This is a genomic window from Serratia sp. X3 (genome assembly GCF_014982455.1).
Taxonomy (GTDB): domain Bacteria; phylum Pseudomonadota; class Gammaproteobacteria; order Enterobacterales; family Enterobacteriaceae; genus Serratia; species Serratia ureilytica.
Window position 1 is genome coordinate 515,693 of record NZ_JADCNB010000003.1, and the last position, 25,159, is coordinate 540,851.

General features: G+C 60.2%; 24 protein-coding genes. 18 read left to right on the forward strand and 6 right to left on the reverse strand.

Features of this window, described 5'->3' with window-relative positions:
• Window positions 1-48 precede the first annotated feature (48 nt).
• The gene (locus IMX17_RS16600; RefSeq protein ID WP_046898199.1) at window positions 49-1,119 is read right to left on the reverse strand and encodes an aminopeptidase; all 1,071 of its coding nucleotides are present in this window, start codon (window positions 1,117-1,119) and stop codon (window positions 49-51) included.
• A gap of 261 nt (window positions 1,120-1,380) precedes the next feature.
• On the opposite strand from IMX17_RS16600, the gene cysG reads away from it, so the two are divergent.
• The 5 genes from cysG (at window position 1,381) to IMX17_RS16625 (ending at window position 6,220) form a co-directional block, all read left to right on the forward strand.
• A complete protein-coding gene (gene cysG, locus IMX17_RS16605; protein ID WP_193549995.1) occupies window positions 1,381-2,811 on the forward strand; it encodes a siroheme synthase CysG in 1,431 nt (476 codons plus the stop codon).
• 22 nt (window positions 2,812-2,833) lie between these two features.
• Complete coding sequence (gene cysD / locus IMX17_RS16610) at window positions 2,834-3,742, forward strand: sulfate adenylyltransferase subunit CysD (RefSeq protein WP_033641883.1); 909 nt, start codon at window positions 2,834-2,836, stop codon at window positions 3,740-3,742.
• A gap of 11 nt (window positions 3,743-3,753) precedes the next feature.
• Window positions 3,754-5,181, forward strand: a complete 1,428-nt coding sequence (gene cysN, locus IMX17_RS16615; RefSeq protein WP_193549996.1) for a sulfate adenylyltransferase subunit CysN — start codon at window positions 3,754-3,756, stop codon at window positions 5,179-5,181.
• Entirely contained in the window at window positions 5,120-5,809 is a 690-nt protein-coding gene (gene cysC / locus IMX17_RS16620) for an adenylyl-sulfate kinase (protein WP_193549997.1), read from the forward strand. Before cysN ends, cysC begins: the two co-directional genes overlap by 62 nt.
• An 84-nt stretch (window positions 5,810-5,893) precedes the next feature.
• Window positions 5,894-6,220 carry a DUF3561 family protein gene (locus tag IMX17_RS16625; protein WP_016929047.1) on the forward strand — a complete coding sequence of 109 codons (327 nt, stop codon included), beginning with the start codon at window positions 5,894-5,896 and terminating at the stop codon, window positions 6,218-6,220.
• Between the two features lie 52 nt (window positions 6,221-6,272).
• On the opposite strand, the gene IMX17_RS16630 is transcribed toward IMX17_RS16625, so the two are convergent.
• The 3 genes from IMX17_RS16630 to IMX17_RS16640 all read right to left on the reverse strand — a co-directional run bounded on the left by IMX17_RS16630 (window position 6,273) and on the right by IMX17_RS16640 (window position 8,583).
• Entirely contained in the window at window positions 6,273-6,995 is a 723-nt protein-coding gene (locus IMX17_RS16630) for an amino acid ABC transporter ATP-binding protein (RefSeq protein WP_193549998.1), read from the reverse strand.
• Window positions 6,979-7,698, reverse strand: a complete 720-nt coding sequence (locus IMX17_RS16635) for an amino acid ABC transporter permease (RefSeq protein WP_042706788.1) — start codon at window positions 7,696-7,698, stop codon at window positions 6,979-6,981. The genes IMX17_RS16630 and IMX17_RS16635 overlap by 17 nt, the downstream gene beginning before the upstream one ends.
• A gap of 114 nt (window positions 7,699-7,812) precedes the next feature.
• On the reverse strand, window positions 7,813-8,583 hold the full coding sequence (locus IMX17_RS16640; RefSeq protein ID WP_193549999.1) for a basic amino acid ABC transporter substrate-binding protein: 771 nt from the start codon (window positions 8,581-8,583) through the stop codon (window positions 7,813-7,815).
• A 403-nt stretch (window positions 8,584-8,986) separates the two neighbouring features.
• Here IMX17_RS16640 and ftsB point away from each other — a divergent pair, with 403 nt between their 5' ends.
• From ftsB to rpoS, 8 genes are all read left to right on the forward strand, one after another.
• Complete coding sequence (gene ftsB / locus IMX17_RS16645) at window positions 8,987-9,307, forward strand: cell division protein FtsB (RefSeq protein ID WP_016929043.1); 321 nt, start codon at window positions 8,987-8,989, stop codon at window positions 9,305-9,307.
• Window positions 9,308-9,310: 3 nt separating this feature from the next.
• Window positions 9,311-10,018 carry a 2-C-methyl-D-erythritol 4-phosphate cytidylyltransferase gene (gene ispD, locus IMX17_RS16650; RefSeq protein WP_004932598.1) on the forward strand — a complete coding sequence of 236 codons (708 nt, stop codon included), beginning with the start codon at window positions 9,311-9,313 and terminating at the stop codon, window positions 10,016-10,018.
• A gap of 10 nt (window positions 10,019-10,028) precedes the next feature.
• A complete protein-coding gene (gene ispF, locus IMX17_RS16655; RefSeq protein ID WP_004932594.1) occupies window positions 10,029-10,502 on the forward strand; it encodes a 2-C-methyl-D-erythritol 2,4-cyclodiphosphate synthase in 474 nt (157 codons plus the stop codon).
• A gap of 4 nt (window positions 10,503-10,506) precedes the next feature.
• Window positions 10,507-11,553, forward strand: coding sequence for a tRNA pseudouridine(13) synthase TruD (truD, locus tag IMX17_RS16660; protein ID WP_193550000.1), 1,047 nt, complete (start codon window positions 10,507-10,509; stop codon window positions 11,551-11,553).
• Complete coding sequence (gene surE / locus IMX17_RS16665; protein WP_019455116.1) at window positions 11,534-12,295, forward strand: 5'/3'-nucleotidase SurE; 762 nt, start codon at window positions 11,534-11,536, stop codon at window positions 12,293-12,295. Before truD ends, surE begins: the two co-directional genes overlap by 20 nt.
• Entirely contained in the window at window positions 12,289-12,915 is a 627-nt protein-coding gene (locus tag IMX17_RS16670) for a protein-L-isoaspartate(D-aspartate) O-methyltransferase (RefSeq protein WP_182265299.1), read from the forward strand. Before surE ends, IMX17_RS16670 begins: the two co-directional genes overlap by 7 nt.
• Window positions 12,916-13,240: 325 nt before the next feature.
• Entirely contained in the window at window positions 13,241-14,236 is a 996-nt protein-coding gene (gene nlpD, locus IMX17_RS16675; protein ID WP_176445967.1) for a murein hydrolase activator NlpD, read from the forward strand.
• Between the two features lie 54 nt (window positions 14,237-14,290).
• The gene (gene rpoS / locus IMX17_RS16680) at window positions 14,291-15,289 is read left to right on the forward strand and encodes an RNA polymerase sigma factor RpoS (RefSeq protein ID WP_019455119.1); all 999 of its coding nucleotides are present in this window, start codon (window positions 14,291-14,293) and stop codon (window positions 15,287-15,289) included.
• Window positions 15,290-15,368: 79 nt separating this feature from the next.
• On the opposite strand, the gene mutS is transcribed toward rpoS, so the two are convergent.
• Complete coding sequence (gene mutS, locus IMX17_RS16685) at window positions 15,369-17,924, reverse strand: DNA mismatch repair protein MutS (protein ID WP_182265300.1); 2,556 nt, start codon at window positions 17,922-17,924, stop codon at window positions 15,369-15,371.
• Window positions 17,925-18,752: 828 nt separating this feature from the next.
• Here mutS and IMX17_RS16695 point away from each other — a divergent pair.
• From IMX17_RS16695 to chbG, 5 genes are all read left to right on the forward strand, one after another.
• On the forward strand, window positions 18,753-19,070 hold the full coding sequence (locus IMX17_RS16695) for a PTS sugar transporter subunit IIB (protein WP_182265301.1): 318 nt from the start codon (window positions 18,753-18,755) through the stop codon (window positions 19,068-19,070).
• A gap of 12 nt (window positions 19,071-19,082) precedes the next feature.
• On the forward strand, window positions 19,083-20,444 hold the full coding sequence (gene chbC, locus IMX17_RS16700; protein ID WP_193550001.1) for a PTS N,N'-diacetylchitobiose transporter subunit IIC: 1,362 nt from the start codon (window positions 19,083-19,085) through the stop codon (window positions 20,442-20,444).
• Window positions 20,445-20,487: 43 nt separating this feature from the next.
• Complete coding sequence (locus IMX17_RS16705) at window positions 20,488-21,873, forward strand: glycoside hydrolase family 1 protein (RefSeq protein ID WP_193550002.1); 1,386 nt, start codon at window positions 20,488-20,490, stop codon at window positions 21,871-21,873.
• 15 nt (window positions 21,874-21,888) lie between these two features.
• Entirely contained in the window at window positions 21,889-22,737 is an 849-nt protein-coding gene (gene chbR / locus IMX17_RS16710) for a transcriptional regulator ChbR (protein ID WP_193550003.1), read from the forward strand.
• A 148-nt stretch (window positions 22,738-22,885) separates the two neighbouring features.
• A complete protein-coding gene (gene chbG / locus IMX17_RS16715; RefSeq protein ID WP_193550004.1) occupies window positions 22,886-23,647 on the forward strand; it encodes a chitin disaccharide deacetylase in 762 nt (253 codons plus the stop codon).
• 9 nt (window positions 23,648-23,656) lie between these two features.
• Here the strand turns inward: chbG and IMX17_RS16720 are convergent, their stop codons facing one another.
• Window positions 23,657-25,036, reverse strand: coding sequence for an MFS transporter (locus tag IMX17_RS16720; RefSeq protein WP_046898164.1), 1,380 nt, complete (start codon window positions 25,034-25,036; stop codon window positions 23,657-23,659).
• Window positions 25,037-25,159 lie beyond the last annotated feature (123 nt).

Sequence of the window (25,159 nt, forward strand, 5' to 3'; positions counted from 1 at the left end):
GAATGACATCACAGGGCTCAGCAATGCTGGGCCCTGTTTTTTTACGGGCTACTTTTTCTTTTGCGCTTTCGGCGGGTGCGCCTGCGCCAGCTCTTTGATCAAGGGCAGCAGGATCTGCACGCTGTCGCGGCTGCGTTTGTCGATCCGCCCCGGCAGGTAGCGATCCAGATATTGCAGGTTGTCGTATTGCGGGCGGTGCCAGGTGATGCCCTGCGGGAAGTGCGGGCTGACGGCGCGCTGCTGGTAACCGTCCTTGTCGCCCAGCGACCAGTTGGTGGCCTCCACCGACAAGACCGGGATGCCTGCGGCGTCGAACACCTCTTGATCGGAACAGCAGCCGGTGCCTTGCGGATGCTGCGCGTTGCCTGGGTTGGTGGCGGCGGCGATGCCGTAGCGGTGGGCGATATCCAGCGCGCGATCGCGGGAGCGCTTCGCCATCTGCGGCGGCGTGTTGCGCCCGGCGTTGAAGTACAGACGATCGCCGGTGATCAGGCTGTCGAGATTGATCACCAGCACGGTGTTGCTTTTCTCTTCCGCGCTCATGCGCTGCAGGTAGTTCTGCGCGCCCAGCGAACCGATCTCTTCAGCGCTGGTGGCGACGAAGCGCAGGCCGTAGGCGGTGGGGATATCCTTCAGGCGTTCCGCCAGCTCCAGCATCACGCCGATGCCGGAGGCGTTGTCGTCGACGCCCTGCAGCGTCAGGCCGCCGAGATTGTTATCCAGATCCTCGTCGCTCTGCGGCGTATAGGTGTCGAAGTGGGCGACGACCACGATTTGTTTCGGGCTGTCGCCGTTGCGGGCGGCGATCACCGAGCTGGCGGTGACGTTATTCCAGTTCTTCTTGCCGTCTTTGCTGGTGTAGAGATAGCGCGTGTTGACGCTGCGAATATCGCTTTGGTAACCCATCTTGCTGAACTGCTGCTTCAGGTAGTCGGCGGTGAGCAGTTCGGCTGGGCTGCCCGCCATGCGGCCGGGGAAGTAAGTGGCGATGTGGCGGGTCTGTTCGGCGGCGAAACGGCCCATAGGCGCGTCTTTTGCGGGCTGTGCGGCACACACGCTGAAGACGCCGCCGAGTGCGAGGGCCAGCAGGCTGGTCTTCAGGTAAAAACGGGAAAACATACCGAAAAATCCTTCTTTGCTATCGGCGCTGCCGATCATTTTTCTTCGGCGCCCAGTATGAGACGACGGGCGGCATTACACAATTTCCCTGTCTCTTAATTTTCGCGCGAACGCGCAAATCGCCGTCGCGATGAGCATGGTTTGCCTCCTGCGCTGCGGCCTATATTCCATAAAGGAACTAATCATTCCTTTTCGTCATTTCAGAGGCTAAATCTCAGCCCGTATAGTCACACTATCTTTCTGTTATATGAAAAGGCTGTTGTGGACTATCTACCAATATTCGCCGACCTGAAACAACGTCCGGTGCTGGTCGTTGGCGGTGGGGACGTGGCGGCGCGCAAAGTCTTCCTGCTTCAGCGCGCCGGGGCTGAAATACGGATAGTTGCGCAGTCGCTCTCACCGGAACTGGAACAACAACGTCAGCAAGGGCGGGTGCTCTGGCTGGGGAAAACCTTTGATCCGCAGCAGTTGGACGACGTGTTTCTGGCGATCGCCGCCACGGACGACAATGCGCTGAACGCTGCGGTGTTCGCCGAGGCGGATAAACGACGGGTGCTGGCCAACGTGGTGGACGATCAGCCGCGCTGTTCGTTCATCTTCCCGTCGATCATCGATCGTTCGCCGCTGGTGGTGGCCGTATCGTCCAGCGGCCAGGCGCCGGTGCTGGCGCGGTTGCTGCGCGAAAAGCTGGAGGCGTTGCTGCCCGCCAGTTTGGGGCAGATGGCGCAGGTGGCGGGCCGCTGGCGCGGCCAGGTCAAACAGCGGTTGGCTTCGATCGGCGAACGTCGCCGTTTCTGGGAAAAAACCTTCGGCGGCCGTTTCGCCACGCTGGTGGCCAACGGCCAGACGGCGCAGGCGGAACGGCAGCTGGAGCAGGATTTACACCGCTTCGCCGCAGGCGATGAGGGCGCACAGGGCGAGATAGCCCTGGTGGGCGCCGGGCCGGGCGACGTGGGGCTGTTGACCCTGCGCGGACTGCAGGTGATGCAGCAGGCGGACGTGGTGCTGTATGACCATCTGGTCAGCGGCGAGATCCTCGATCTGGTGCGTCGCGACGCCGAGCGCATCTGCGTGGGCAAGCGCGCCGGCGCGCACTCGGTGATCCAGGAAGAGACCAACCGGCTGCTGGTGGAGCTGGCGCAGCAGGGCAAACGGGTGGTGCGCCTCAAGGGCGGCGATCCGTTCATCTTTGGCCGCGGCGGCGAAGAGCTGCAGGTGGCCGCCGCCGCCGGCATTCCGTTCCAGGTGGTGCCGGGCGTCACGGCCGCCGCGGGGGCGACCGCCTACGCCGGCATTCCGCTGACGCATCGCGATCACGCGCAGAGTGTGACCTTTATCACCGGCCACTGCCGCCCCGACGGCGATGGCCTGGACTGGGCCGATCTGGCCCGGGCGCGGCAGACGCTGGCTATCTACATGGGCACCATGAAGGCGGCGGACATCAGCCAGCGGCTGATCGCCCACGGTCGCGACGCCGCGACGCCGGTGGCGGTGATCAGCCGCGGCACGCGCGCCGATCAGCAGGTGCAGGTCGGCACGCTGGAACAACTGGAATATCTGGCCCAACGGGCGCCGTTGCCGGCGCTGCTGGTGATCGGCGAAGTGGTGGAACTGCATCACCAAATCGCCTGGTTCGGGCATCAATCGCAGACGGAAGGGGCCGCGCGCCCGGCCGTCGTGAATTTGGCATAGGCAAGGCTTTTAAGGACCTGTTATGGACGAAAAACGACTCACTCATTTGCGGCAATTGGAGGCGGAGAGTATCCATATCATCCGTGAAGTCGCCGCTGAATTCGCCAATCCGGTGATGCTGTATTCCATCGGCAAAGACTCTTCCGTGATGCTGCACCTGGCGCGTAAGGCGTTCTTCCCCGGCACGCTGCCATTCCCGCTGCTGCACGTCGATACCGGCTGGAAATTCCGCGAAATGTACGAATTCCGCGATCGCACCGCGAAGGAGTACGGCTTCGAGCTGCTGGTGCATAAAAACCCGGAAGGGGTGGCGATGGGCATCAACCCGTTCGTACACGGCAGCGCCAAGCATACCGACATCATGAAAACCGAGGGCCTGAAGCAGGCGTTGAACAAGTACGGTTTCGACGCCGCCTTCGGCGGTGCGCGGCGCGACGAGGAGAAATCGCGCGCCAAAGAGCGCATCTATTCGTTCCGAGATCGCTTCCACCGCTGGGATCCGAAAAACCAGCGGCCGGAGCTGTGGCACAACTACAACGGCCAGATCAACAAAGGGGAGAGCATCCGCGTCTTCCCGCTGTCGAACTGGACCGAGCTGGATATCTGGCAGTACATCTTCCTGGAAAACATCGACATCGTGCCGCTGTATCTGGCGAAACCGCGCCCGGTGGTGGAGCGCGACGGCATGCTGATGATGGTGGACGACGATCGCATCGATCTGCAGCCGGGTGAAGTGATCAGCCAGCGCATGGTGCGTTTCCGCACCCTGGGGTGTTGGCCGCTGACCGGCGCGGTGGACTCGCAGGCGCAAACCCTGCCGGAGATCATCGAAGAAATGCTGGTCTCCACCACCAGTGAACGCCAGGGGCGGATGATCGATCGCGATCAGTCCGGCTCGATGGAGCTGAAAAAGCGTCAAGGGTATTTCTAAGGAGCCGCCGGATGAACAACGCAATTGCACAACAAATCGCTGACCAGGGCGGCGTCGAGTCCTATCTGCACGCGCAGCAGCACAAGAGCCTGCTGCGTTTTCTGACCTGTGGCAGCGTCGACGACGGCAAAAGCACCCTGATCGGCCGCCTGCTGCACGATACCCGCCAGATCTACGAGGATCAGCTGTCGACGCTGCACAGCGACAGCAAACGCATCGGCACCCAGGGCGAGAAGCTCGATCTGGCGCTGCTGGTGGACGGACTGCAGGCCGAGCGCGAGCAGGGCATCACCATCGATGTGGCCTATCGCTACTTCTCGACCGAAAAACGCAAGTTTATCATCGCCGATACCCCGGGGCATGAGCAGTACACCCGCAACATGGCCACCGGTGCCTCTACCTGCGATCTGGCGATCCTGCTGATCGACGCGCGTAAAGGGGTGCTGGATCAGACTCGCCGCCACAGCTTTATCGCTACCTTGCTGGGCATTCGCCATCTGGTGGTCGCGGTAAACAAAATGGATCTGGTGGACTATCAGGAAGCGGTGTTCGAGCAGTTCAAACAGGATTACCTGACCTTCGCCCAGCAGCTGCCAGGCGATCTGGACATCAAGTTCGTGCCGCTGTCGGCGCTGGACGGCGACAACGTGGCGAGCGAAAGCGCCCATATGCCGTGGTACAGCGGCCCGACGCTGCTGGAAGTGCTGGAGAGCGTTGACGTGGTCAGCGAGCGAGAAAACCAGCCGCTGCGCTTCCCGGTGCAGTACGTCAACCGCCCGAACCTCGATTTTCGCGGCTATGCCGGCACGCTGTCCGCCGGCGTGGTGCGGGTGGGGCAACGCATCAAAGTGCTGCCTTCCGGCGTGGAGTCCAGCGTGGCGCGCATCGTGACCTTCGACGGCGATCTGCCAGAGGCGGTGCCGGGCGAAGCGATTACGCTGGTGCTGAAGGATGAAGTGGACATCAGCCGGGGCGATCTGCTGGTCGACGCCGGCGAAAGCCTGCAGGCGGCGCAGAGCGCGCTGGTGGACGTGGTATGGATGGCTGAGCAGCCGCTGGTGCCGGGCCAGAGCTACGACATCAAGATCGCCGGTAAAAAGACCCGTGCACGCGTGGAGAGCATCCGCCATCAGGTGGAGATCAATACGCTGGAGCAGCATCCGGCCGACACGTTGCCGCTCAACGGCATCGGATTGGTGGAACTGACCTTCGACGAACCGCTGGTGCTGGACAGCTACCAGAGCAACCACGACACCGGCGGGCTGATCTTTATCGATCGCATGAGCAACGTGACGGTGGGCGCCGGTCTGGTGCGTGAAACGCTGCAGGCCGCATCGGCGGCGCGCGGCGAATTCAGCGCCTTCGAGCTGGAGCTGAATGCGCTGGTGCGCAAGCACTTCCCGCACTGGGGCGCACGTGATCTGCTCGGTGGCCGATAAGGTGGCGGTTGAACTGAGGGCGACCGGGCCGGACGACGAAAATGTGGTTTGGCATCCGCACGCGGTGACGCGCGCGGATCGCGAAGCGCGCAACGGCCATCGCGGCGCGGTGCTGTGGTTTACCGGGCTGTCCGGCTCGGGCAAATCCACCGTCGCCGGCGCGCTGGAGCAGGCGCTGCATGGGCTCGGCGTCAGCACCTACCTGCTGGACGGCGATAACGTGCGCCACGGCCTGTGCCGCGATCTCGGCTTCTCCGACGAGGATCGGCGCGAGAACATTCGCCGGGTGGGGGAAGTGGCCAAGCTGATGGTGGACGCCGGGCTGGTGGTGCTGACCGCGTTCATTTCGCCGCACCGCGCCGAACGGCAGATGGTGCGCGAGATGCTCGGCGACGATCGCTTTATCGAGGTGTTTGTCGATACGCCGTTGGCGATCTGCGAGGCGCGCGATCCGAAGGGATTGTATAAGAAAGCGCGCGCCGGCGAGCTGCGCAATTTCACCGGTATCGACGCGGTTTACGAGGCGCCGCAGCAGCCGGAAATCCATCTTGATGGCCAACAATTGGTAACAAATTTGATTGCGCAATTGTTAGACGTGTTGCGTGGTCAGGCTATTATCAAACCCTGAATTCAAAAAAAGCGTGTGGCGTTTTTCGCCATGCGCTTTTTACTCTAAGCCGCCGCAGAGCGAGCCGAATAACCAGGGATCACTATGCAAAATGTCACGCCTATCTTGATCGACTCCAAGCAGTCAAAACAGGAGAGAGAGGAGCCTTCTTATTCTTTCCTGGGCGGCGTCAGCGGCTTTGTTTTCTACTGGCTGGCGTTCGCGTTGCCGTTTTTGGTTTACGGTTCCAATACGCTGTTTTTCCTGCTTTATACCTGGCCATTCTTCCTGGCGCTGATGCCGCTGTCGGTGCTGATCGGCATCACCCTCAGCATGCTGCTGCGCGGCCGTCTGATCTTGACGCTGTTGCTGACCGGCGCTGTTGTGCTGTGCCTGTTCTGGCTGGTGTTCAGCTTCCTGACCGGGTGGTGAGAGAGCGGGCGCCGATGCCGGCGCCCGCAGGATTGCAAAGCCGTGCCGAAGGTTACAAAACTTTGCTCAAAAATGCCTGAGTGCGCGGATTGGACGGGTGACTGAAGATCTGCTGCGGTTCCCCTTCTTCCTGAATGATCCCCTGATCGATAAACATCACCCGGTCGGCCACCTCGCGGGCAAAGCCCATCTCATGCGTCACCACCACCATGGTCATGCCCTCGTGGGCCAGTGATTTCATTACCGCCAACACTTCGCCCACCAGCTCCGGATCGAGCGCGGAGGTCGGCTCGTCGAACAGCATGATCCTCGGTTCCATCGCCAGCGCGCGGGCGATCGCCACCCGCTGCTGCTGGCCGCCGGACAGGCTGTTGGGATAGGCGTCGATTTTGTCGAGCAGGCCGACCTTGCGCAGCAGCTGTTCCGCTTGCGCGATGGCTTCGGCGCGCGGCAGTTTTTTCACGCTTACCGGCGCCATGATGATGTTTTCCAACACCGTCATGTGCGGGAACAGGTTAAAGCGTTGGAACACCATGCCCACGCTTTCCCGCATCTTGTTCAGGTCGGTTTTCTGATCGTGGACGGCGAAACCGTTGACCTCGATCTCGCCGCCGGAGAGCGTCTCCAGCGCGTTGATGCAGCGCAGGAAGGTGCTTTTACCGGAGCCGGAGGGGCCGATGACGCACACCACTTCGTTGGCGGCGATCCGGCAGGAAATGCCGCGCAGCACGTGGCTTTCACCGAACTGTTTTTGCAGGTTATGTACGCGAATCACTTTTACCGAACCTCTTTTCCATGTGTTGCACCAGCAGCGAGAGCAGGAAGGTGATGACCCAATAGACCAGCGAAATGGTCAGGTAGGGCTCCCAATAGGTGGCGTAGGCGCCGGAGACGGTGCGGGCGGCATAGGCCAGATCCGCCAGGCCGATGGCGGAGGCCAGCGACGAATCCTTGACGATGGCGATGGCGTTGTTGCCCAGCGGCGGCAGCATGCGCCGGAAGGCCTGCGGCAGGATCACCTGGCGCATGGTCTTGCCGTAGCTCATGCCCAACGAGCGCGAGGCTTCCATCTGGCCGCGGTCGATCGATTGGATCCCGGCGCGGAAGATCTCCGACACATAGGCGCCGGCGTTGAGCGTGATCGCCACCACGCAGGAGAGAAAGGCGCCGTAGTCGGCGCGCAGCGCGCGGGCGAAGTCGACGCTCATCAGGCCGCTGGTGACCAGCAGGCCGTCGCGCGGGTTGATGAACAGCGGCACCAGCGCAAAGTGCACCACCATGATCTGCACGAACAGCGGGGTGCCGCGAAAGGCGCTGATGTAGATGCGCACCGGCCACTGAACGCCGTAATGCAGGATGGGTTTCCAGATGCCGTGCGGCGCCTGCGCCAAGCGCCCCAGACCGAGGATCAATCCCCAGGTGGTGCCCAGCAGCACGCAGATAATGGTGCATTTGATGGTCATCCAGGCGCCTTCCATAAACAGCGGCGCGTATTCCTGGATGATCTCCCAGCGGAAGTTCAAGGGGTATTCCTTCTTGGTATGCTGAAACGGTGGCGCGCCGACGGCCTTGCGGGCGCCGGCGGCAGGGCATTATTCCGTCGGCAGCGTCGGTACGTTGCTGTCGAACCAGGCTTGGTAGATCTTGGCGTAGGTGCCGTCGGCGATGATTTTCTTCAGGCCGGTGTTGATTTTGTTGCGCAGCTCATCGTTGCCTTTGGCGACGGCGATGCCGAAATACTGACGTTCGAACTTGGCGTCGGGCACCAGCTTGAAGGCTTTCTCAGGGTGGGTTTTGATATAGAACTTGGCCACGCCGACGTCGCCGACCGCCGCGCCGATGCCGTCTTCATAAAGCTCTTGCAGCATCAGTGGGGTATTGTCGAAGCGTTTGATGGCGGTGCTGTTTTTGCCCAGCACGTCGGACACCACGATGTCGCCGGTGCTGGAGTTGACCACGCCGACCTTCAGCGCTTTCAACGCGGCAATGGAGTCTACCTTCGAGTCTTGCGGCACCACGATGGCCTGCTCAGCCGGGAAGTAAGGCGCAGAAAAATCAACCATTTGTTTGCGTTTATCGGTGATGGTGATGCCGGAGATGATGATATCGCGATCGCCGGAATTCAGCGTGGCGAAGATCCCTTCCCACGGTGTATTGATCAGTTTTATCTGGAAACCTTCGGCCTTGGCTACCGCTTTGATAATGTCGATGTCGAAACCTTCCAGCTGCTTTTGGCTGTTTTCAAACTCGAACGGCCGATAGGTGCCGCCGGAGCCGACGACGTAGGTAGGTTCAGCCGCCAGCGCGGCGGTGGAGAAGGTGGCGGCCAGGCAGGCGCCGATCAGAACTAAACGTTTTAACATCGCGATCCCCGATAATGAATGGTTATATATTGGAATTATTTATGCACTATGAGTGCATAAAAATAAGCTTCAATGAATGAAAGTGCAACCACTGCATGACGATTCTTCTCTCTATGGTGTTAAATATTCACTTTTTGCTTTGCTGTGGCGTAAGCGACGGGTCAGGAAGCGGTGGTGCAGTGATTCTTGCTGCATAATGGGGGAAGGACAGTGTGCGTGTCAGCGGAAAACGCGGCGCGCGCGCCGGACTAAAGCGGCTTTTTTTGCCGCTTTCGCAGTGGAATTAGGCGATAAACACGGGAATCCTTCATCCGTATTCTGAATTTGGCGTTGAAATGCCGCTCTCAGTGTGGAGTCCAACGAGAAGTTGTGGGATGATTGGTCGGTTTTTCAGGGGGCGGAGATGGGAAAACTTACGCTGCTATTGCTGGCATTGCTCGGTTGGTTACAGTATTCACTGTGGCTGGGCAAAAATGGTATTCACGATTACGTGCGGGTCAATGAAGACGTTGCGGTCCAACAGGGCAACAACGCGAAGTTGAAAGCGCGTAACGATCAGCTGTTTGCCGAAATCGATGATTTGAACGGCGGTCAGGAAGCGATCGAAGAGCGAGCGCGTAATGAGCTGGGCATGATCAAGCCCGGTGAGACTTTCTATCGTCTGGTTCCTGACCAATCCAGACGCAACGCGGCGTCTTCCTCGCAAAATAACGCACAAAAATAACGCATGAATCACTCCGCAGGCACCTTTCCCTCGGTGATTGCCGTCCTGCCCGCTGCCGGTATCGGCAGCCGCATGCAGGCGGAATGCCCGAAGCAATATTTAACCATCGGCCGGCACAGCATCGTCGAACACGCTATCCATGCCCTGTTGCGCCACCCGCGCATTGAACGGGTGATCGTGGCGATCGGCCCGGAAGATCGTCAGTTCGAACGGTTGCCCATCGCTCAGGATCCGCGGGTGACCGTCACCGAGGGCGGCAAACAGCGCGCCGATTCGGTGATGGCCGGGCTGAAGCTCGCGGGTGATGCGGACTGGGTGCTGGTACACGACGCTGCGCGCCCCTGTCTGCACGCCGACGATCTCGAGCGCCTGCTGGCGATCACCGCACACAGCAAGGTGGGCGGCATTCTCGCCGCACCGGTGCGCGACACCATGAAGCGCGCCGAACCTGGCCGCGACACCATCGCCCACACCGTTGAACGGCAGGATCTGTGGCACGCGCTGACGCCGCAGCTGTTTCCGCTGCCGCTGCTCAAGCAGTGCCTGCAGCGCGCGCTGGATGAAGGCGCGAACGTCACCGACGAAGCCTCGGCGCTGGAGCATTGCGGTTATCATCCGCTGCTGATCGCCGGCCGGGCGGATAACATTAAAGTAACGCGGCCGGAGGATTTGGCGCTGGCGGCGTTCTATTTGACTCAGTTGGACAATTAAGGAGCGCACCATGCGTATCGGTCACGGTTTTGACGTACATAAATTCGGCGGCGAAGGCCCGTTGGTGATCGGCGGTGTTCGCATCCCTTACGACAAAGGCTTGCTGGCCCACTCCGACGGCGACGTTGCGCTGCACGCCGCGACCGACGCCTTGCTGGGCGCGGCGGCGCTGGGCGATATCGGCAAGCTGTTCCCCGATACCGATCCGGCCTTCAAGGGCGCGGACAGCCGCGAGCTGCTGCGCGAAGCCTGGAAGCGCATCCGCGCCAAAGGGTACCGCCTCGGCAACCTCGATATCACGATTATTGCCCAGGCGCCGAAAATGGCGCCGCACATCCCGCAGATGCGCGTCTTCCTGGCGGAAGATCTGCAGTGCCATATGGATGACGTCAACGTGAAGGCCACGACCACCGAGCAGCTCGGCTTCACCGGGCGCGGCGAGGGCATCGCCTGCGAAGCGGTCGCCTTGCTGATCAAGGAATAACCGCATGGATATGGCGAATCTGACCTGGCTGCATGGCCGGCCGCAGAGCACCGGGGTGTTGAAAGCCAATCCGGAAGACTTCGTGGTGGTGGAAGACCTGGGCTTTGCGCCGGACGGCGAAGGCGAGCATGTGCTGGTGAACATCCGTAAAAACGGCTGCAATACCCAGTTCGTGGCCGACTATCTGGCGCGCTTCGCCGGTATTCACGCCCGTTCCGTCAGCTATGCGGGCTTGAAGGATCGCCACGCGGTGACCGAACAGTGGTTCTGCCTGCATATGCCGGGCAAAGACACGCCGGATTTCTCACAGTTTGCGCTGGAAGGCTGCGAGGTGCTCTCGTTCGCCCGCCACCTGCGCAAAATGCGCATCGGCAATCTGAAGGGCAACCACTTTACGCTGGTGCTGCGCCAGATTTCCGATCGTCAGGACGTTGAGCGCCGCCTGCAGGCTATCGCTGCGCAGGGCGTGCCAAACTATTTCGGCAGCCAACGCTTCGGCCGCGGCGGCAACAATCTGGTGATGGCGCGCCGCTGGGCGAACGACGAAATCCGCGTTAAAGAGCGCAGCAAGCGCAGCTTCTACCTTTCCGCCAGCCGCAGTGCGCTGTTCAATCTGATAACCGGCCGGCGCCTGGCCGACGGCCTGCAGCGCACCGTGCTGGAGGGGGATGCCCTGCAGTTGAGCGGCCGCGGCAGCTGGTTCGTCGCCAAAGCCGATGAGCTGGAGACGTTGCAACAGCGGCTGGATGCCGACGAGCTGGCGATCACGGCTTCCTTGCCGGGCGACGGTGAGCCAGGCACCGCCGGCCAAGCCTTGGCTTTTGAACAACAATGCTTGGCGGAACAACCGGAATTGCTTACGCTTTTAAAGCGCGAGCGTGTCGAACCCGCTCGCCGGGCCCTGCTGTTGCAGCCGCAAAATTTGCAGTGGAACTGGTGGGATGACGTTACTGTGGAACTGCGCTTCTGGCTGCCGGCAGGCAGCTTTGCTACCAGCGTGGTTCGCGAAATCATGCAGCAGGATAACAGTGATGCGGATATTGCTGAGTAACGATGACGGCGTCAGCGCACCGGGTATTCAGGCGTTGGCGGCGGCGCTGCGGGAGTTTGCCGAGGTGCAAGTGGTGGCGCCGGATCGTAACCGCAGCGGTTCTTCCAATGCCCTGACGCTGGAGTCGCCGCTGCGTACGCAGACGCTGGCCAACGGCGATATCGCGGTGCTGCAGGGGACGCCGACCGACTGTGTCTATCTTGGCGTCAACGCGCTGATGCGCCCGGCGCCGGACATCGTGGTCTCCGGCATCAACGCCGGGCCGAATTTGGGCGACGACGTCATCTATTCCGGCACCGTCGCGGCGGCGATGGAGGGCCGGCACCTGGGGCTGCCCGCGCTGGCGGTGTCGCTGAACGGCCATCAGCATTATGCGACCGCCGCCGTCATTACCTGCCGCATCCTGCGCGCGCTGCAGCGCGAGCCGTTGCGTACCGGAAAAATCCTGAATATCAACGTGCCGGATCTGCCGCTGGCGGAGATTAAAGGCCTGCGCGTCACCCGCTGCGGTAGCCGTCATCCTGCCGATAAGGTCTTCTGCCAGCAGGATCCGCGCGGACAAAATCTCTACTGGATCGGGCCGCCTGGTGATAAATTTGATGCCGGGCCGGATACCGACTTTGCGGCGGTGGAACAAGGCTATGTGGCGATCACGCCGCTGCAGGTGGATTTGACCGCCTACGCGGCGCAGGAAGTCGTGAAAACATGGTTAACCAAGGCAGAGGTTAGCGGGGAATGGTGAACAAGCGTATGCAAACATTGCTGGCGCAGCTGCGTCAGCAAGGGATCCGGGACGAAAAGCTGCTGCGAGCGATCGAAGCGGTGCCGCGCGAGCGTTTTGTCGACGAAGCGCTGGATCACAAAGCCTACGAAAACACTGCATTACCGATCGGTTCCGGCCAGACCATTTCTCAGCCCTATATGGTGGCGCGGATGACCGAGCTGCTGAATCTGAAGCCCACTTCACGGGTGCTGGAGATCGGCACCGGTTCCGGTTATCAAACCGCTATCCTGGCGCATCTGGTGCAACACGTTTGTTCCGTCGAGCGCATCAAGGGGCTGCAATGGCAGGCCAAGCGCCGCCTGAAGCAGCTCGATCTTCATAATGTTTCCACTCGCCACGGCGACGGCTGGCAGGGCTGGGCGTCGCGCGGCCCGTTCGATGCGATCATCGTCACTGCCGCGCCGCCTGAGATCCCACAGGCGCTGGTTGAGCAGTTGGACGACGGCGGCATTTTGGTGTTGCCGGTGGGCGAGCAGGCCCAAACCCTCAAACGCATTCAGCGTCATGGCAACGATTTCGTGGTCGACGCGGTGGAAGCGGTGCGTTTTGTGCCGCTGGTGAAAGGCGAATTGGCCTAGCGATTGTCTGATTTTTAGACCGCCCGCAAAATCTGTTGCACTTTCATCACGTGCGGATAAGGTTTTCTCGTTCCAATCAGGCTAATTTTCACTAGAATTGGCCTTTCTACGTAGTTGTCTTATGGTGCGGCAACGTCAATGTGGTTAGCATTGGCGCGCGTTTTGATGCTCCGGCGGGAGATGACCTGGCGTTCAGGGATCGGCCGGCGGCGCCTTTACATCGCAGAAACTGGGAAGTGGCAAAAGCTCGGCTACGATGTAAAGGGTATTTTGGATATATCACTGATATTGCTGTCATGGGGGAAGCATGAGCACGGGAAGCCCAATGATTACGTTACGCCGGGTTGCGGTGTGTACGATGGTAAGTTTGTGGTTGGCGGGTTGTACAAACACGGCCTCGACGTCAGCCCCTATCAGCAGCGTGGGCGGTGGCGCCGTTCCAACCGGCAATAATAATGGCGGGGCACAGCAGACCGGCCCTGAGGGCCGCATTGTCTATAACCGCAGTTATAACGCTATCCCTAAAGGGAGCTACAGCGGCGGCGACACCTATACGGTCAAGCGCGGTGACACGCTGTTCTACATCGCCTGGATCACCGGCAACGATTTCCGCGACCTGGCGCAGCGCAACAATATTCCCGAGCCTTACAGCCTGAATGTTGGCCAAACCATTCAACTTGGTAATGGTTCTGCCAATGGCGGCGGCGGTATGCTGGCGACGACTGACGCGACCAAAGGCGGTGTTCCGAAGCCACCTTCCAGCGCCCAGATCCAGACGGCAACGGTTGATTCTCAATCAACTAACGCGTATTCTGAAAACTCGGGTAAACAGAATGTAGGTAAGATGTTACCTGCAGCGGGCGCCGCAGCGGTTGGGACCGCGACTGCGCCTGTTACCGCACCGGAAGCCGCTCCACCAGTGAGCAGCACCGTCAGCAATAGCGCTCCTGTCAGTACCTGGAGATGGCCGACTGACGGCAAGATTATTGATAACTTTTCCTCATCAGAAGGTGGGAATAAGGGCGTCGATATCGCCGGTTCCCGTGGGCAGCCTATCTTCGCTACCGCCGATGGTCGCGTAGTGTATGCCGGCAACGCTTTACGGGGTTACGGTAATCTAATCATCATCAAACATAATGATGATTACCTGAGCGCCTACGCTCATAACGACACAATGCTGGTCCGGGAACAACAAGAAGTGAAGGCGGGTCAAAAAATAGCCACCATGGGTAGCACCGGTACCAGTTCAGTACGTTTGCATTTTGAAATTCGTTACAAGGGGAAATCCGTAAACCCGCTGCGTTATCTTCCGCAGCGATAGATTGGGCAGAATACGCTGAGATTCTGCTCGCGGTATCACGGGTAGGAGCAGCATATGAGCCAAAATACGCTGAAAGTTAACGAGTTACATGATGATGCGGATTTCGACGAGAATGGAGCTGAGGCCGAGTCGTTTGATGAAAAAGCGCTGGTAGAAGAAGAGGCCAGCGAGAACGATTTAGCGGAAGAAGAGCTGTTGTCTCAAGGCGTTACGCAACGCGTATTGGATGCGACGCAGCTCTATCTGGGTGAGATCGGTTATTCACCTCTGCTGACCGCAGAGGAAGAGGTCTATTTTGCGCGGCGTGCTCTGCGCGGTGACGTGCCGTCCCGCCGTCGCATGATTGAAAGCAACCTGCGGCTGGTGGTGAAAATCGCCCGCCGCTACAGCAACCGCGGTCTGGCGCTGCTGGATCTGATCGAAGAGGGTAACCTCGGTCTGATCCGCGCGGTGGAAAAATTCGACCCGGAACGCGGTTTCCGTTTCTCCACTTACGCAACCTGGTGGATCCGTCAGACGATTGAACGGGCGATCATGAACCAAACCCGCACCATTCGTTTGCCTATCCATATCGTCAAAGAACTGAATGTTTATCTGCGCACCGCGCGCGAGCTTTCCCATAAACTGGATCATGAACCGAGCGCTGAAGAGATTGCCGAGCAACTCGACAAGCCGGTGGATGACGTCAGCCGCATGCTGCGCCTGAATGAGCGCATCACCTCGGTGGATACGCCGCTGGGCGGGGATTCGGAGAAAGCGCTGCTGGACATTCTGGCCGACGAGAAGGACAACGGGCCTGAAGACACCACGCAAGACGACGATATGAAGCAAAGCATCGTCAAATGGCTGTTCGAACTGAACGCCAAACAGCGTGAAGTGTTGGCGCGTCGTTTCGGCCTGCTGGGCTATGAAGCGGCGACGCTGGAAGACGTGGGCCGGGAGATTGGCCTGACGCGTGAACGCGTCCGTCAGATTCAGGTTGAAGGTTTGCGCCGCCTGCGTGAGATTCTGCAGATGCAGGGCCTGAGCATTGAGGCGCTGTTCCGCGAATAACGCCGGTTGTTGAACCGCATCAAATAAAAACGGTGAGCATGATGCTCACCGTTTTTTTATGCCCGCGTGTGACGTCTGACTACACCATATTTTTCAGCCGGTAGATCCATTCCAGCGCCTGGCGCGGCGACAGGGAATCCGGATCCAGCGCCTCCAGGGCTTCTACCGCCGGCGAAGTCTCTTCCTGCAACAGCGTCATCTGGGTGGCATCGACGCTGCCCGACGCGGTGTGGCTGGAGATGGATTCCAGCTCGCGCAGTTTCTGGCGGGCGCGCTTGATGACGTCGCGCGGCACGCCGGCCAGCGCGGCGACCGCCAGGCCATAGCTTTTGCTGGCGGCACCGTCCTGCACGCTGTGCATAAAAGCGATGGTGTCGCCGTGCTCAAGCGCGTCCAGATGCACGTTGACCACGCCTTCCATTTTTTCCGGCAGGGTTGTCAGCTCGAAGTAGTGGGTGGCGAACAGCGTCATTGCCTTGATGCGGTTAGCCAGGTTCTCGGCGCAGGCCCAGGCCAGCGACAGGCCGTCGTAGGTGGAGGTGCCACGGCCGATTTCATCCATCAACACCAGGCTGTGCTCGGTGGCGTTGTGCAGGATGTTGGCGGTTTCGGTCATCTCCACCATGAAGGTGGAACGGCCGGAAGCCAGATCGTCCGCCGCGCCGACGCGGGTGAAGATGCGATCCACTGGGCCGATGGTGGCTTTGGCTGCCGGAACGTAGCTGCCGATGTGCGCCATCAGCACAATCAGCGCCGTTTGCCGCATATAGGTGCTTTTACCGCCCATGTTCGGGCCGGTGATGATCAGCATGCGGCGCTGTGGCGACAGGGAGAGCGGGTTGGAGATAAACGGTTCGCTCAGCACCTGCTCCACCACCGGGTGGCGGCCTTCGGTGATGCGGATCCCCGGCTGCTCGCTCATGACCGGGCAGGCGTAGTTCAGGGTGTCGGCGCGCTCGGCCAGGTTGGCCAGCACGTCCAGCTCGGCCAGCGCGGCGGCGCTTTGCTGCAGTTCCGCCAGGTGTGGCAGCAGCAGATCGAACAGCTCGTCGTACAGGTTTTTCTCAATTGCCAGCGCTTTGCCCTTGGAGGTGAGTACCTTGTCTTCGTACTCTTTCAATTCCGGGATGATGTAACGCTCGGCGTTTTTCAGCGTCTGGCGACGTACATAGTGGATCGGCACCAGATGGCTCTGGCCGCGGCTCACCTGAATGTAGTAGCCGTGTACGCCGTTGAAGCCGACCTTGAGCGTATCCAGCCCCAGCTTTTCACGCTCGCGGATCTCCAGCCGATCGAGGTAGTCGCTGGCGCCGTCGGCCAGGGCGCGCCACTCGTCCAGCTCGCTGTTGTAACCGGGGGCGATCACGCCGCCGTCGCGCACCAGCACCGGCGGCGATTCAATGATCGCGCGTTCCAGCAGTTCGCGCAGCTCGTCGAACTGGCCCACCTGAGATAGCAGTTGCTGCACATGCGGCGTATCCACATCTTGCAGCAGCGCGCGGATGTCCGGCAGTTGCTGGAAAGCATGACGCATGCGGGCCAGATCGCGCGGACGCGCGGTGCGCAGCGCCAGGCGCGCCAAAATTCGCTCCTGATCGCCCACCTGGCGCAGCGAAGGCTGCAGGTCGGCGAACCGTTCCTGCAATGCGCCGATCGCCTGTTGGCGGGCGGTCAGCACCTTGATGTCTCGGGTCGGCATGTGCAGCCAGCGTTTCAGCATGCGGCTGCCCATCGGCGTGACTGTGCGATCGAGGATCGCCGCCAGCGTGTTGTCGCTGCCGCCGGACAGGCTCTGCGTCAGCTCCAGGTTGCGGCGGGTGGCGGCGTCCATGATGATGCCGTCCTGCTGACGTTCCATGGTGATGCCGCGAATGTGCGGCAGCGAAGTGCGCTGGGTATCTTTCACGTACTGCAACAGACAGCCGGCGGCGCGCAGCGCCTGATGCGCCTGTTCGACGCCGAAGCCGGTCAAATCGCGGGTGCCGAACTGCAGGTTGAGTTGTTGGCGTGCGGTCTCCAGTTCGAATTCCCACAGCGGACGGCGGCGCAGGCCGTGGCGCTGTTCGATCAGCGCCATTTGTTCGAAGGTTTCCGGGTAGAGCAGCTCGGCCGGATTGGTGCGCTGCAGCTCGGCGGCCATGGTTTCCAGATCCTGCGGCTCGGCGACGCGGAAGCGGCCGGAGCTCACGTCCAGCGTGGCGTAACCGAAGCCGCGCGCATCCTGCCAGATCGCCGCCAGCAGGTTGTCCTGGCGCTCTTGCAGCAGCGCTTCGTCGGTGATGGTGCCGGGGGTGACGATGCGCACCACTTTGCGCTCGACCGGCCCTTTACTGGTGGCCGGATCGCCGATCTGCTCACAGATGGCGACGGACTCGCCGAGCTGCACCAGCTTGGCCAGGTAGTTCTCCACCGCGTGGTGCGGCACGCCGGCCATCGGGATCGGCTCGCCCGCCGAGGCGCCGCGTTTGGTCAGCGAGATATCCAGCAGTTGGGAAGCGCGCTTGGCGTCGTCGTAAAACAGCTCGTAGAAGTCGCCCATGCGGTAGAACAGCAGGATTTCAGGATGCTGGGCCTTGAGGCGCAGGTACTGCTGCATCATCGGCGTGTGCGAATCGAGTTTATCGGTGCTATTCATGCGATTATTTTTCCAATCCATTGAATGTAAAGGGAACTGTGATTTTCATTGTCGTCATTCGCTATCACATTGTTTCAGCAGGCGTCGCCCACTCAGCGCTTGGCGGGCGGCGCAAATCAAATCATCAAAACGCCAAACGGCGCGCTCAAACCTGAGGTTTGCACAGACGCTTATACTAGCCCAGCGGGCAATCGGCTGTCACAGGTAAAAATGGGAAGAGCTGCGCAAGGCGGGTTTGAAACGCGGCGAGATTGTTGTTCGCCTGCGGGCAATAACGCAAGTGGCCGCCCGCTGAGGCGGCGTAGAGGTTATTGCGCGCCGTTTCCCGGTTTTTACCTCTATTACCCCAACCGCAGAAACCATTCCGTGGCGCTGGCCACGGTGATTGAGTTGCTGCGTCTGCCCACGTAATCCTCTTCACCAGCCATCGCGTTCGGATGGCAGCAGGCGAATCAAGCTTGAACTATTTTTATTCCCTTTTCGTTTGTTCAGGCGCAAATAAACCCTTAAATTCCCGGCGAGTTTATAACTTGCTGTTTATAATTGCTATTTGATTATTTATTACGAATATTCTGAGTTTTTATCGGTTATTTGAGAGCCCGGTCACACTATTTTTTTGTGCGAAATGTGAAGAGAGTCAATCCATCAGGTCAATGAGAGACGGTTCTGTGTCCTTCTGGCTTACCGATCCTTTTTTCATGCTCCGTATACTGTCTGTAACCAGGGCAACGTGACGGAAATTTTCATAAGGAATGTGCGTGAAGCAATCGTGATTGCATCTGGCATACAAATAACACCGGGTTTTTTTGATTATCTGAGGTGCTTGGTATGGAAAAGAAAAAAATCTATCTGTTTTGTTCTGCCGGTATGTCCACTTCCCTGTTGGTATCAAAAATGAAGGCGCAGGCCGAAAAATATGAAGTGCCGGTGATCATCGCCGCCTATCCGGAAGCGCTGGCCGCGGAGAAGGGCGTTGAAGCGGATCTGATCCTGCTGGGGCCGCAGATCGCCTACACCCTGCCGGAAGTGCAGAAACAGTTGCCCAATAAACCTGTTGAAGTCATCGATCCGCAGCTGTACGGCAAGGTCGATGGGCTGGGCGTGCTGAAGGCCGCGGTGGCCGCCATCAAAAAAGCCAACCAATAACAGGAGGCCGCCGTGAATACCCTCATTGCCTCGCTCGAGAAGGTTATCCTGCCTTTCGCCGTAAAAATCGGTAAGCAGCCCTACGTCAACGCCATCAAAAACGGCTTTATCCGTCTGATGCCGCTGACCTTGACCGGGGCGATGTTCGTGTTGATCAACAACGTGTTCCTGAGCTTTGGCGAGGGATCGTTCTTCTATTCGCTGGGCGTGCGATTGGACGCCTCCACCATCGAGACGCTTAACGGCCTGAAGAGCATCGGCGGCAGCGTTTACAACGGTACGCTGGGGATCATGTCCCTGATGACGCCGTTCTTTATCAGCATGGCGTTGGCCGAAGAGCGCAAGGTCGATCCGCTGGCCTCGGCACTGCTGGCGGTGGCGGCCTTCATGACCGTCACGCCGTTCAACGTCGGCGAGGCCTATGCGGTGGGCGCCAACTGGCTGGGCGGCGCCAACATCATTTCCGGTATGGTGATCGGGTTGGCGGTGGCTGAGATGTTTGCTTTCATCGTGCGGCGCAACTGGGTGATCAGCCTGCCGGACAGCGTACCGGCTTCGGTGTCGCGTTCTTTCTCGGCACTGATCCCCGGCTTCATCATCCTCTCCATCATGGGGCTGGTGGCGTTCGCGCTGGCGCATTGGGGCACCAACTTCCACCAGATCATCATGGACGGCATTTCGGCGCCGCTGGCCAAGATGGGCAGCGTGGTGGGTTGGGTGTACGTGCTGTTCTCTTCGCTGCTGTGGTTCTTTGGGGTGCACGGCTCCATGGCGCTGGCGGCGCTGGACAGCGGCATCATGACACCGTTCGCGCTGGAAAACGTGGAGCTGTACAACAAATACGGTTCTGTCGAAGCGGCGGTGGCCGCCGGTAAAGAGTTCCACATGTGGGCGAAACCGTTCGTCGACTCCTATATCTACCTCGGCGGCACCGGCTCGACGCTGGGTCTGATCATCGCCATCTTCATCGCCTCGCGCCGCGAAGATTACCGCCAGGTCGCCAAGTTGGCGACGCCATCCGGCATTTTCCAGATCAACGAGCCGATCCTGTTTGGCCTGCCGGTGATCATGAACCCGGTGATGTTCATTCCGTTTATTCTGGTACAGCCGGTGCTGACCATTATCACTTCGCTGGCTTATTACTCCGGGCTGATCCCGCCGATCACCAACATCGCGCCCTGGACCATGCCGGTTGGCCTGGGGGCGTTCTTCAACACCAACGGCAGCATCATGGCCATGTTGCTGAGCCTGTTCAACCTGGCGGTCGCCACCGTGATTTACCTGCCGTTCGTGGCGATCTCCAACAAGGCGCAGAGCCAGATCGATGCGGCGACAGAAAGCGAAGAAGACATCGCCAACGCGCTGAAATTCTAACTGTGGAACGGGGCGGCGCGGCCGCCCCGCGAGGGACGCGAGTATGGAATATCAATTTGCCGACGGGTTCTGGTGGGGCAGCGCCACCTCCGCGCCGCAGTCTGAAGGGGCGGCCGCGCGGGACGGCAAGAGCCGCAACATCTTCGACTATTGGTACGAGATCGCGCCCGAGCGCTTTCACGATCGGGTGGGGCCGGCCGAGGCCTCGACCTTTTATGACCATTTCCGCACCGATATCGGGCTGCTCAAAACGTTGGGCCACAATACCTTCAGAACGTCGATCTCGTGGTCGCGGCTGATCCCGGACGGCGACGGCGAGGTGAACCCGCAGGCGGTGGCCTTCTATAACGCGATGATCGACGAGCTGCTGGCGCAGGGCATCACCCCGTTTATCAATCTCTATCACTTCGATATGCCGCTGTGCATGCAGCAGCGCGGCGGCTGGGAAAGCCGGGCGGTGGTCGAAGCCTACGCGCGTTACGCCGATACCTGTTTCGGCCTGTTTGGCGATCGGGTTACCCACTGGTTCACCTTCAACGAGCCGATCGTGCCGGTAGAGGCCGGTTACCTGAATGACTTGCACTACCCTTGCGTGGTGGACTTCAAACGGGCGGTCACCGTGGCGTATCACAGCGTGCTGGCGCACGCCATGGCAGTGCAGCGTTTCAGAGCGCGCGGGTTGCCGGGGAGCATCGGCATCATTCTGAATCTGAGCCCGACCTATCCGCGCTCCGATGCGCCGGAGGATCTGCAGGCCGCACACGACGCCGATCTGCTGCTCAATCGCAGCTTTCTCGATCCGGTCGCCAAGGGGCGTTATCCGACGCCGCTGCTGCACCTGTTGGAGCAGCATGGGCTGATGCCACACTGCGAGCCGCAGGACGCGCAACTGATCGAAGGCGGCGTGGTGGATATCCTCGGCGTCAACTACTACCAGCCGCGCAGGGTGCAGGCGAAAGCGGGGCGCCGCGCCGGGGAGCCGATCGCGCTGCCGGAGGACTTGTTCAGTTACTATGCAATGCCGGGCCGCAAAATCAATCCGCATCGCGGCTGGGAGATCTATGAGAAGGGGTTGTACGACATCCTGATGGACCTGAAAGAGAACTACGGCAATCTGCCCTGTTATATTTCGGAAAACGGCATGGGCGTCGAGGGCGAAGAAGCGTTTATCGGCGCCGATGGGCGGGTGGAGGACGATTACCGCATCGAGTTTATTCGCGAGCACCTGAAGTGGCTGCACCGCGCGCTGGCGGAAGGCTCGCAGTGCAAGGGCTATCATCTGTGGACCTTTATCGACTGCTGGTCCTGGTTGAACGCCTACAAGAATCGGTATGGGTTGGTGCGGCTGGATCGGGCGGAGCAGCGGCGCACCATCAAAAAAAGCGGCTACTGGTTTGCCGAGGCGGCCAGACGCAACGGATTTGACTAACGGGAGGCCGGCGCCGTGTCCGATAACCGAATTTCGCTGAATGCGAACGACGTGAAGCTGATTCGCGAGCAGGATTTCTTTAACTGCAAAGACTTTCACCTGTTCATCTACAACAAGGTGGAAAGCGCCACCGGGCTGCATCAGCACGACTATTACGAATTCACCATCGTGCTGAGCGGCAAATGCTATCAGGAGATCAACGGCAAGCGGGTGCTGCTGGAACGCGGGGATTTCGTCTTTATCCCAATCGGCTCTTACCACCAGAGCTTTTACGAGTTCGGCGCGACGAAAATCTTCAACGTGGCGGTCAGCAAAGCGTTCTTTGAAGAGCACTATTTGCAGCAACTGCCGCGCTGCTTTGTCGCCTCGCAGGCCTACAGCCTGAGAAGCGAGTTTTTGGCCTATATCGAATCGGTGGTGAGTTCGCCGCAGTTTCGCGAGGACGATTTCGCCGAATTCCTCGAAACGCTGACCTTCTACGTGATCAGCCGCATTCGTCACTATAAAGAAGACACCGACGGCGGCGATGATATCCCGCAGTGGCTGAAAAACACCCTGGCCGGCATGCATGACAAGGCGATGTTCGGCGAGCGGGCGTTGGCGAACATGGTGGCGCTGTCGGGGAAAACTCAGGAGTACCTGACCCGGGCGATGCGGCGTTACTACCAGAAGACGCCGATGCAGGTGATCAATGAGATCCGCATCAACTTCGCCAAGACGCAGCTGGAGGTCACCAACTATTCGGTCTCCGACATCGCCTTTGATTCCGGCTATGGCGATGTCAGCCTGTTCATTAAAAACTTCAAGCGGCTCACCGACGTGACCCCAGGCAACTACCGAAAAAAGTGTTACGGCCCTCTTTAGGGCCGCTCCCGATCAGTATCAACGCCGATATGCCGATGAGCCTCAGGGCGCCGGTCGGTTAATCATTTGATTTTTATCTTAGCTAAGGGGAATGCCGCACCGGTCGGTCGGCCCGCCCTTGCCAAAAATTCATCCCGCGGGAGCCACTATGGAAAAACTACTGATCGTGAATGCCGACGATTTCGGTCTGAGCAAAGGGCAGAACTATGGCGTTATCGAGGCGTATCAGCATGGCGTCGTTTCCTCCACCACGGCGATGGTGAACGGAGGCGGCGCGGAGCATGCTGCAGCGCTCAGCCGGCAATATCCCGGATTGCCGATCGGGCTGCACTTCGTTTTGACCCATGGCAGGCCGCTGGGCGCCATGCCTTCGCTGGTCAACGAGCACGGCGAACTGGGAAAATGGCTGTGGCGCCGCGCCGAGGCCGGCGAGCTGCCGCTGGACGAGATTCAGGAAGAGCTGCAGCGCCAGTTCGCGCGGTTCGTGACGGTGTTCGGCAGGCCGCCGACGCATATCGACAGTCACCACCATGTGCATATGCAGCCGCAAATTTATCCGCTGGTGGAGGCGTTCGCGCAAGCGCAGGGTCTGCCGCTGCGTCTCGATCGCGAAGAGGCGAAACGGCGTGGCATCACGCTGCATGCCCCCTATAGTACTGACGCTTTCGACGCGGGATTCTACGGTGAAATGATTTCCGAAGCCTTGTTCTTGCAGCGGTTGGCGCGCGCCGACGAGCAGGGCGCAGAATCATTGGAAATGATGTGCCACCCGGCGTTCCTCGACGCGACGATCCTGCAGAGCCAATACTGCCATCCGCGCCTCGTCGAGCTGGATGTGTTGACCGCGCCGACGCTGAAAGCGGCGATCGCCGAACGCGGTTTTCTGTTGGGCTCCTTCCAGGATCTGTAACGCCGCCGTTTACAGCATGGCGTGCGCCTTTTTCAGGCCGGTGTCTTCTTCCGGATCGGCGCCCTGAGGTAAGGGCTCCGCCTCTTGTGCTTCGGACTGCGGCTCGTCGACCTCGGGCGCCGCTTCCGGCGGCGGCATGGTGTCGTGAATGATCTGCTCATCGAAGGTCGGATTGAGCGCCGGCGACAGCGGCGAGCTGGTGAGGCTGTCCGGCAGCGGAATGTGCGGCACCGGCGCGTCCTGCGCCAACTGCGGTTCCTCCGCTTTCGCCGTGCGGCTGAGGGCCGCCAGCAGCACGCCGCACAGGGCGAAAAAGGCGTACAGGATATTGCCGCCCAGCGGCTCGATCAGCGCGCCGACCGCCAATGGCCCGATGCTGGCGCCGACGCCGAACGCCATCAGCAGACAGGCGGCCAGCGAGACGCGGCGTTCCGGCTCGATCAGATCGTTGGCCAGCGCCACCGCGAGCGGGTAAAGCGTAAATTGCAACATGCTGACGACGAACCCGACCGCCAGCAGCAGCGGGAAATCGATGTGCGGCAGCAGCGCCAGCGGCAGCGCCGCCACGATCAGCAGAATGGCGTTGAGGCGCATCAGCAAGGGGCGGTTATAGCGATCCGACAGCCAACTGAGCGGGAACTGCGCCACCAGCCCGGCGAAGATGGCCAGCGCCATGAACAGGCCGGTTTGCTGAGTGGTTAAGGATTGCAGGCTGGCGTAGACCGGCGCCAGGCCGTAAAACGAGCCCACCACCATGCCGATCACCAGCGTGGTAGCCAGCACCTTGGGAATGGCGCCGACAAAGTAACGCAGCTCCATCGGCGCCGGCGACATGTGGCGCGCATTGGTGCGGGTGGTGAGAGCGATGGGCACCAGACAAAGCGCGAAGCACAGCGCGATCACCAGCAGCGTGGCGATGCCCAGATTGCTTTGCAGCATCAGCACTATCTGGCCCAGCGACATGCCGAGATAGGTCGCCGCCATATAGAAGCCGAACACCATGCCGCGCTGATTGGATTCCGCCTGGTCGTTCAACCAGCTCTCCAGCACCATGTACTGACACATCATGCATAGGCCGATCACCAGGCGCAGCGCGACCCAGGCGGGAATGAACTCCGTCAGGCCGTGGCCCAGCACCGCGGCGGTGATGATGCCGGCGCAGGCCACGTAGGCGCGGATATGCCCGACGCGGGCGATGAGAAAGTGGCCGACCTTGCCGCCGATCACCAGCCCGATGTAGTTGGCGGCGATGATGGCGCCGATCAGCGCGCTGCTGACGTGAATGGAGGTCAGCCGCAGCGAGACGTAGGTAGTGAGCAGGCCCGAGCCCAACAGCAGCAGCAGGGTGGTGGTGTACAACGGCAAAAATACGCCCAACGTTTTTTTCACTCTATCATCCTAATCTCTTCTGGTGCGCCCTGAGACCGCCGCCGCAGCGTGCCGCCTCCGTGATGTTCCTTGTGCTGGTGCGCCGCCGCTCGATGGGGCGCTTCTTTTGATACTAGCAGCTTG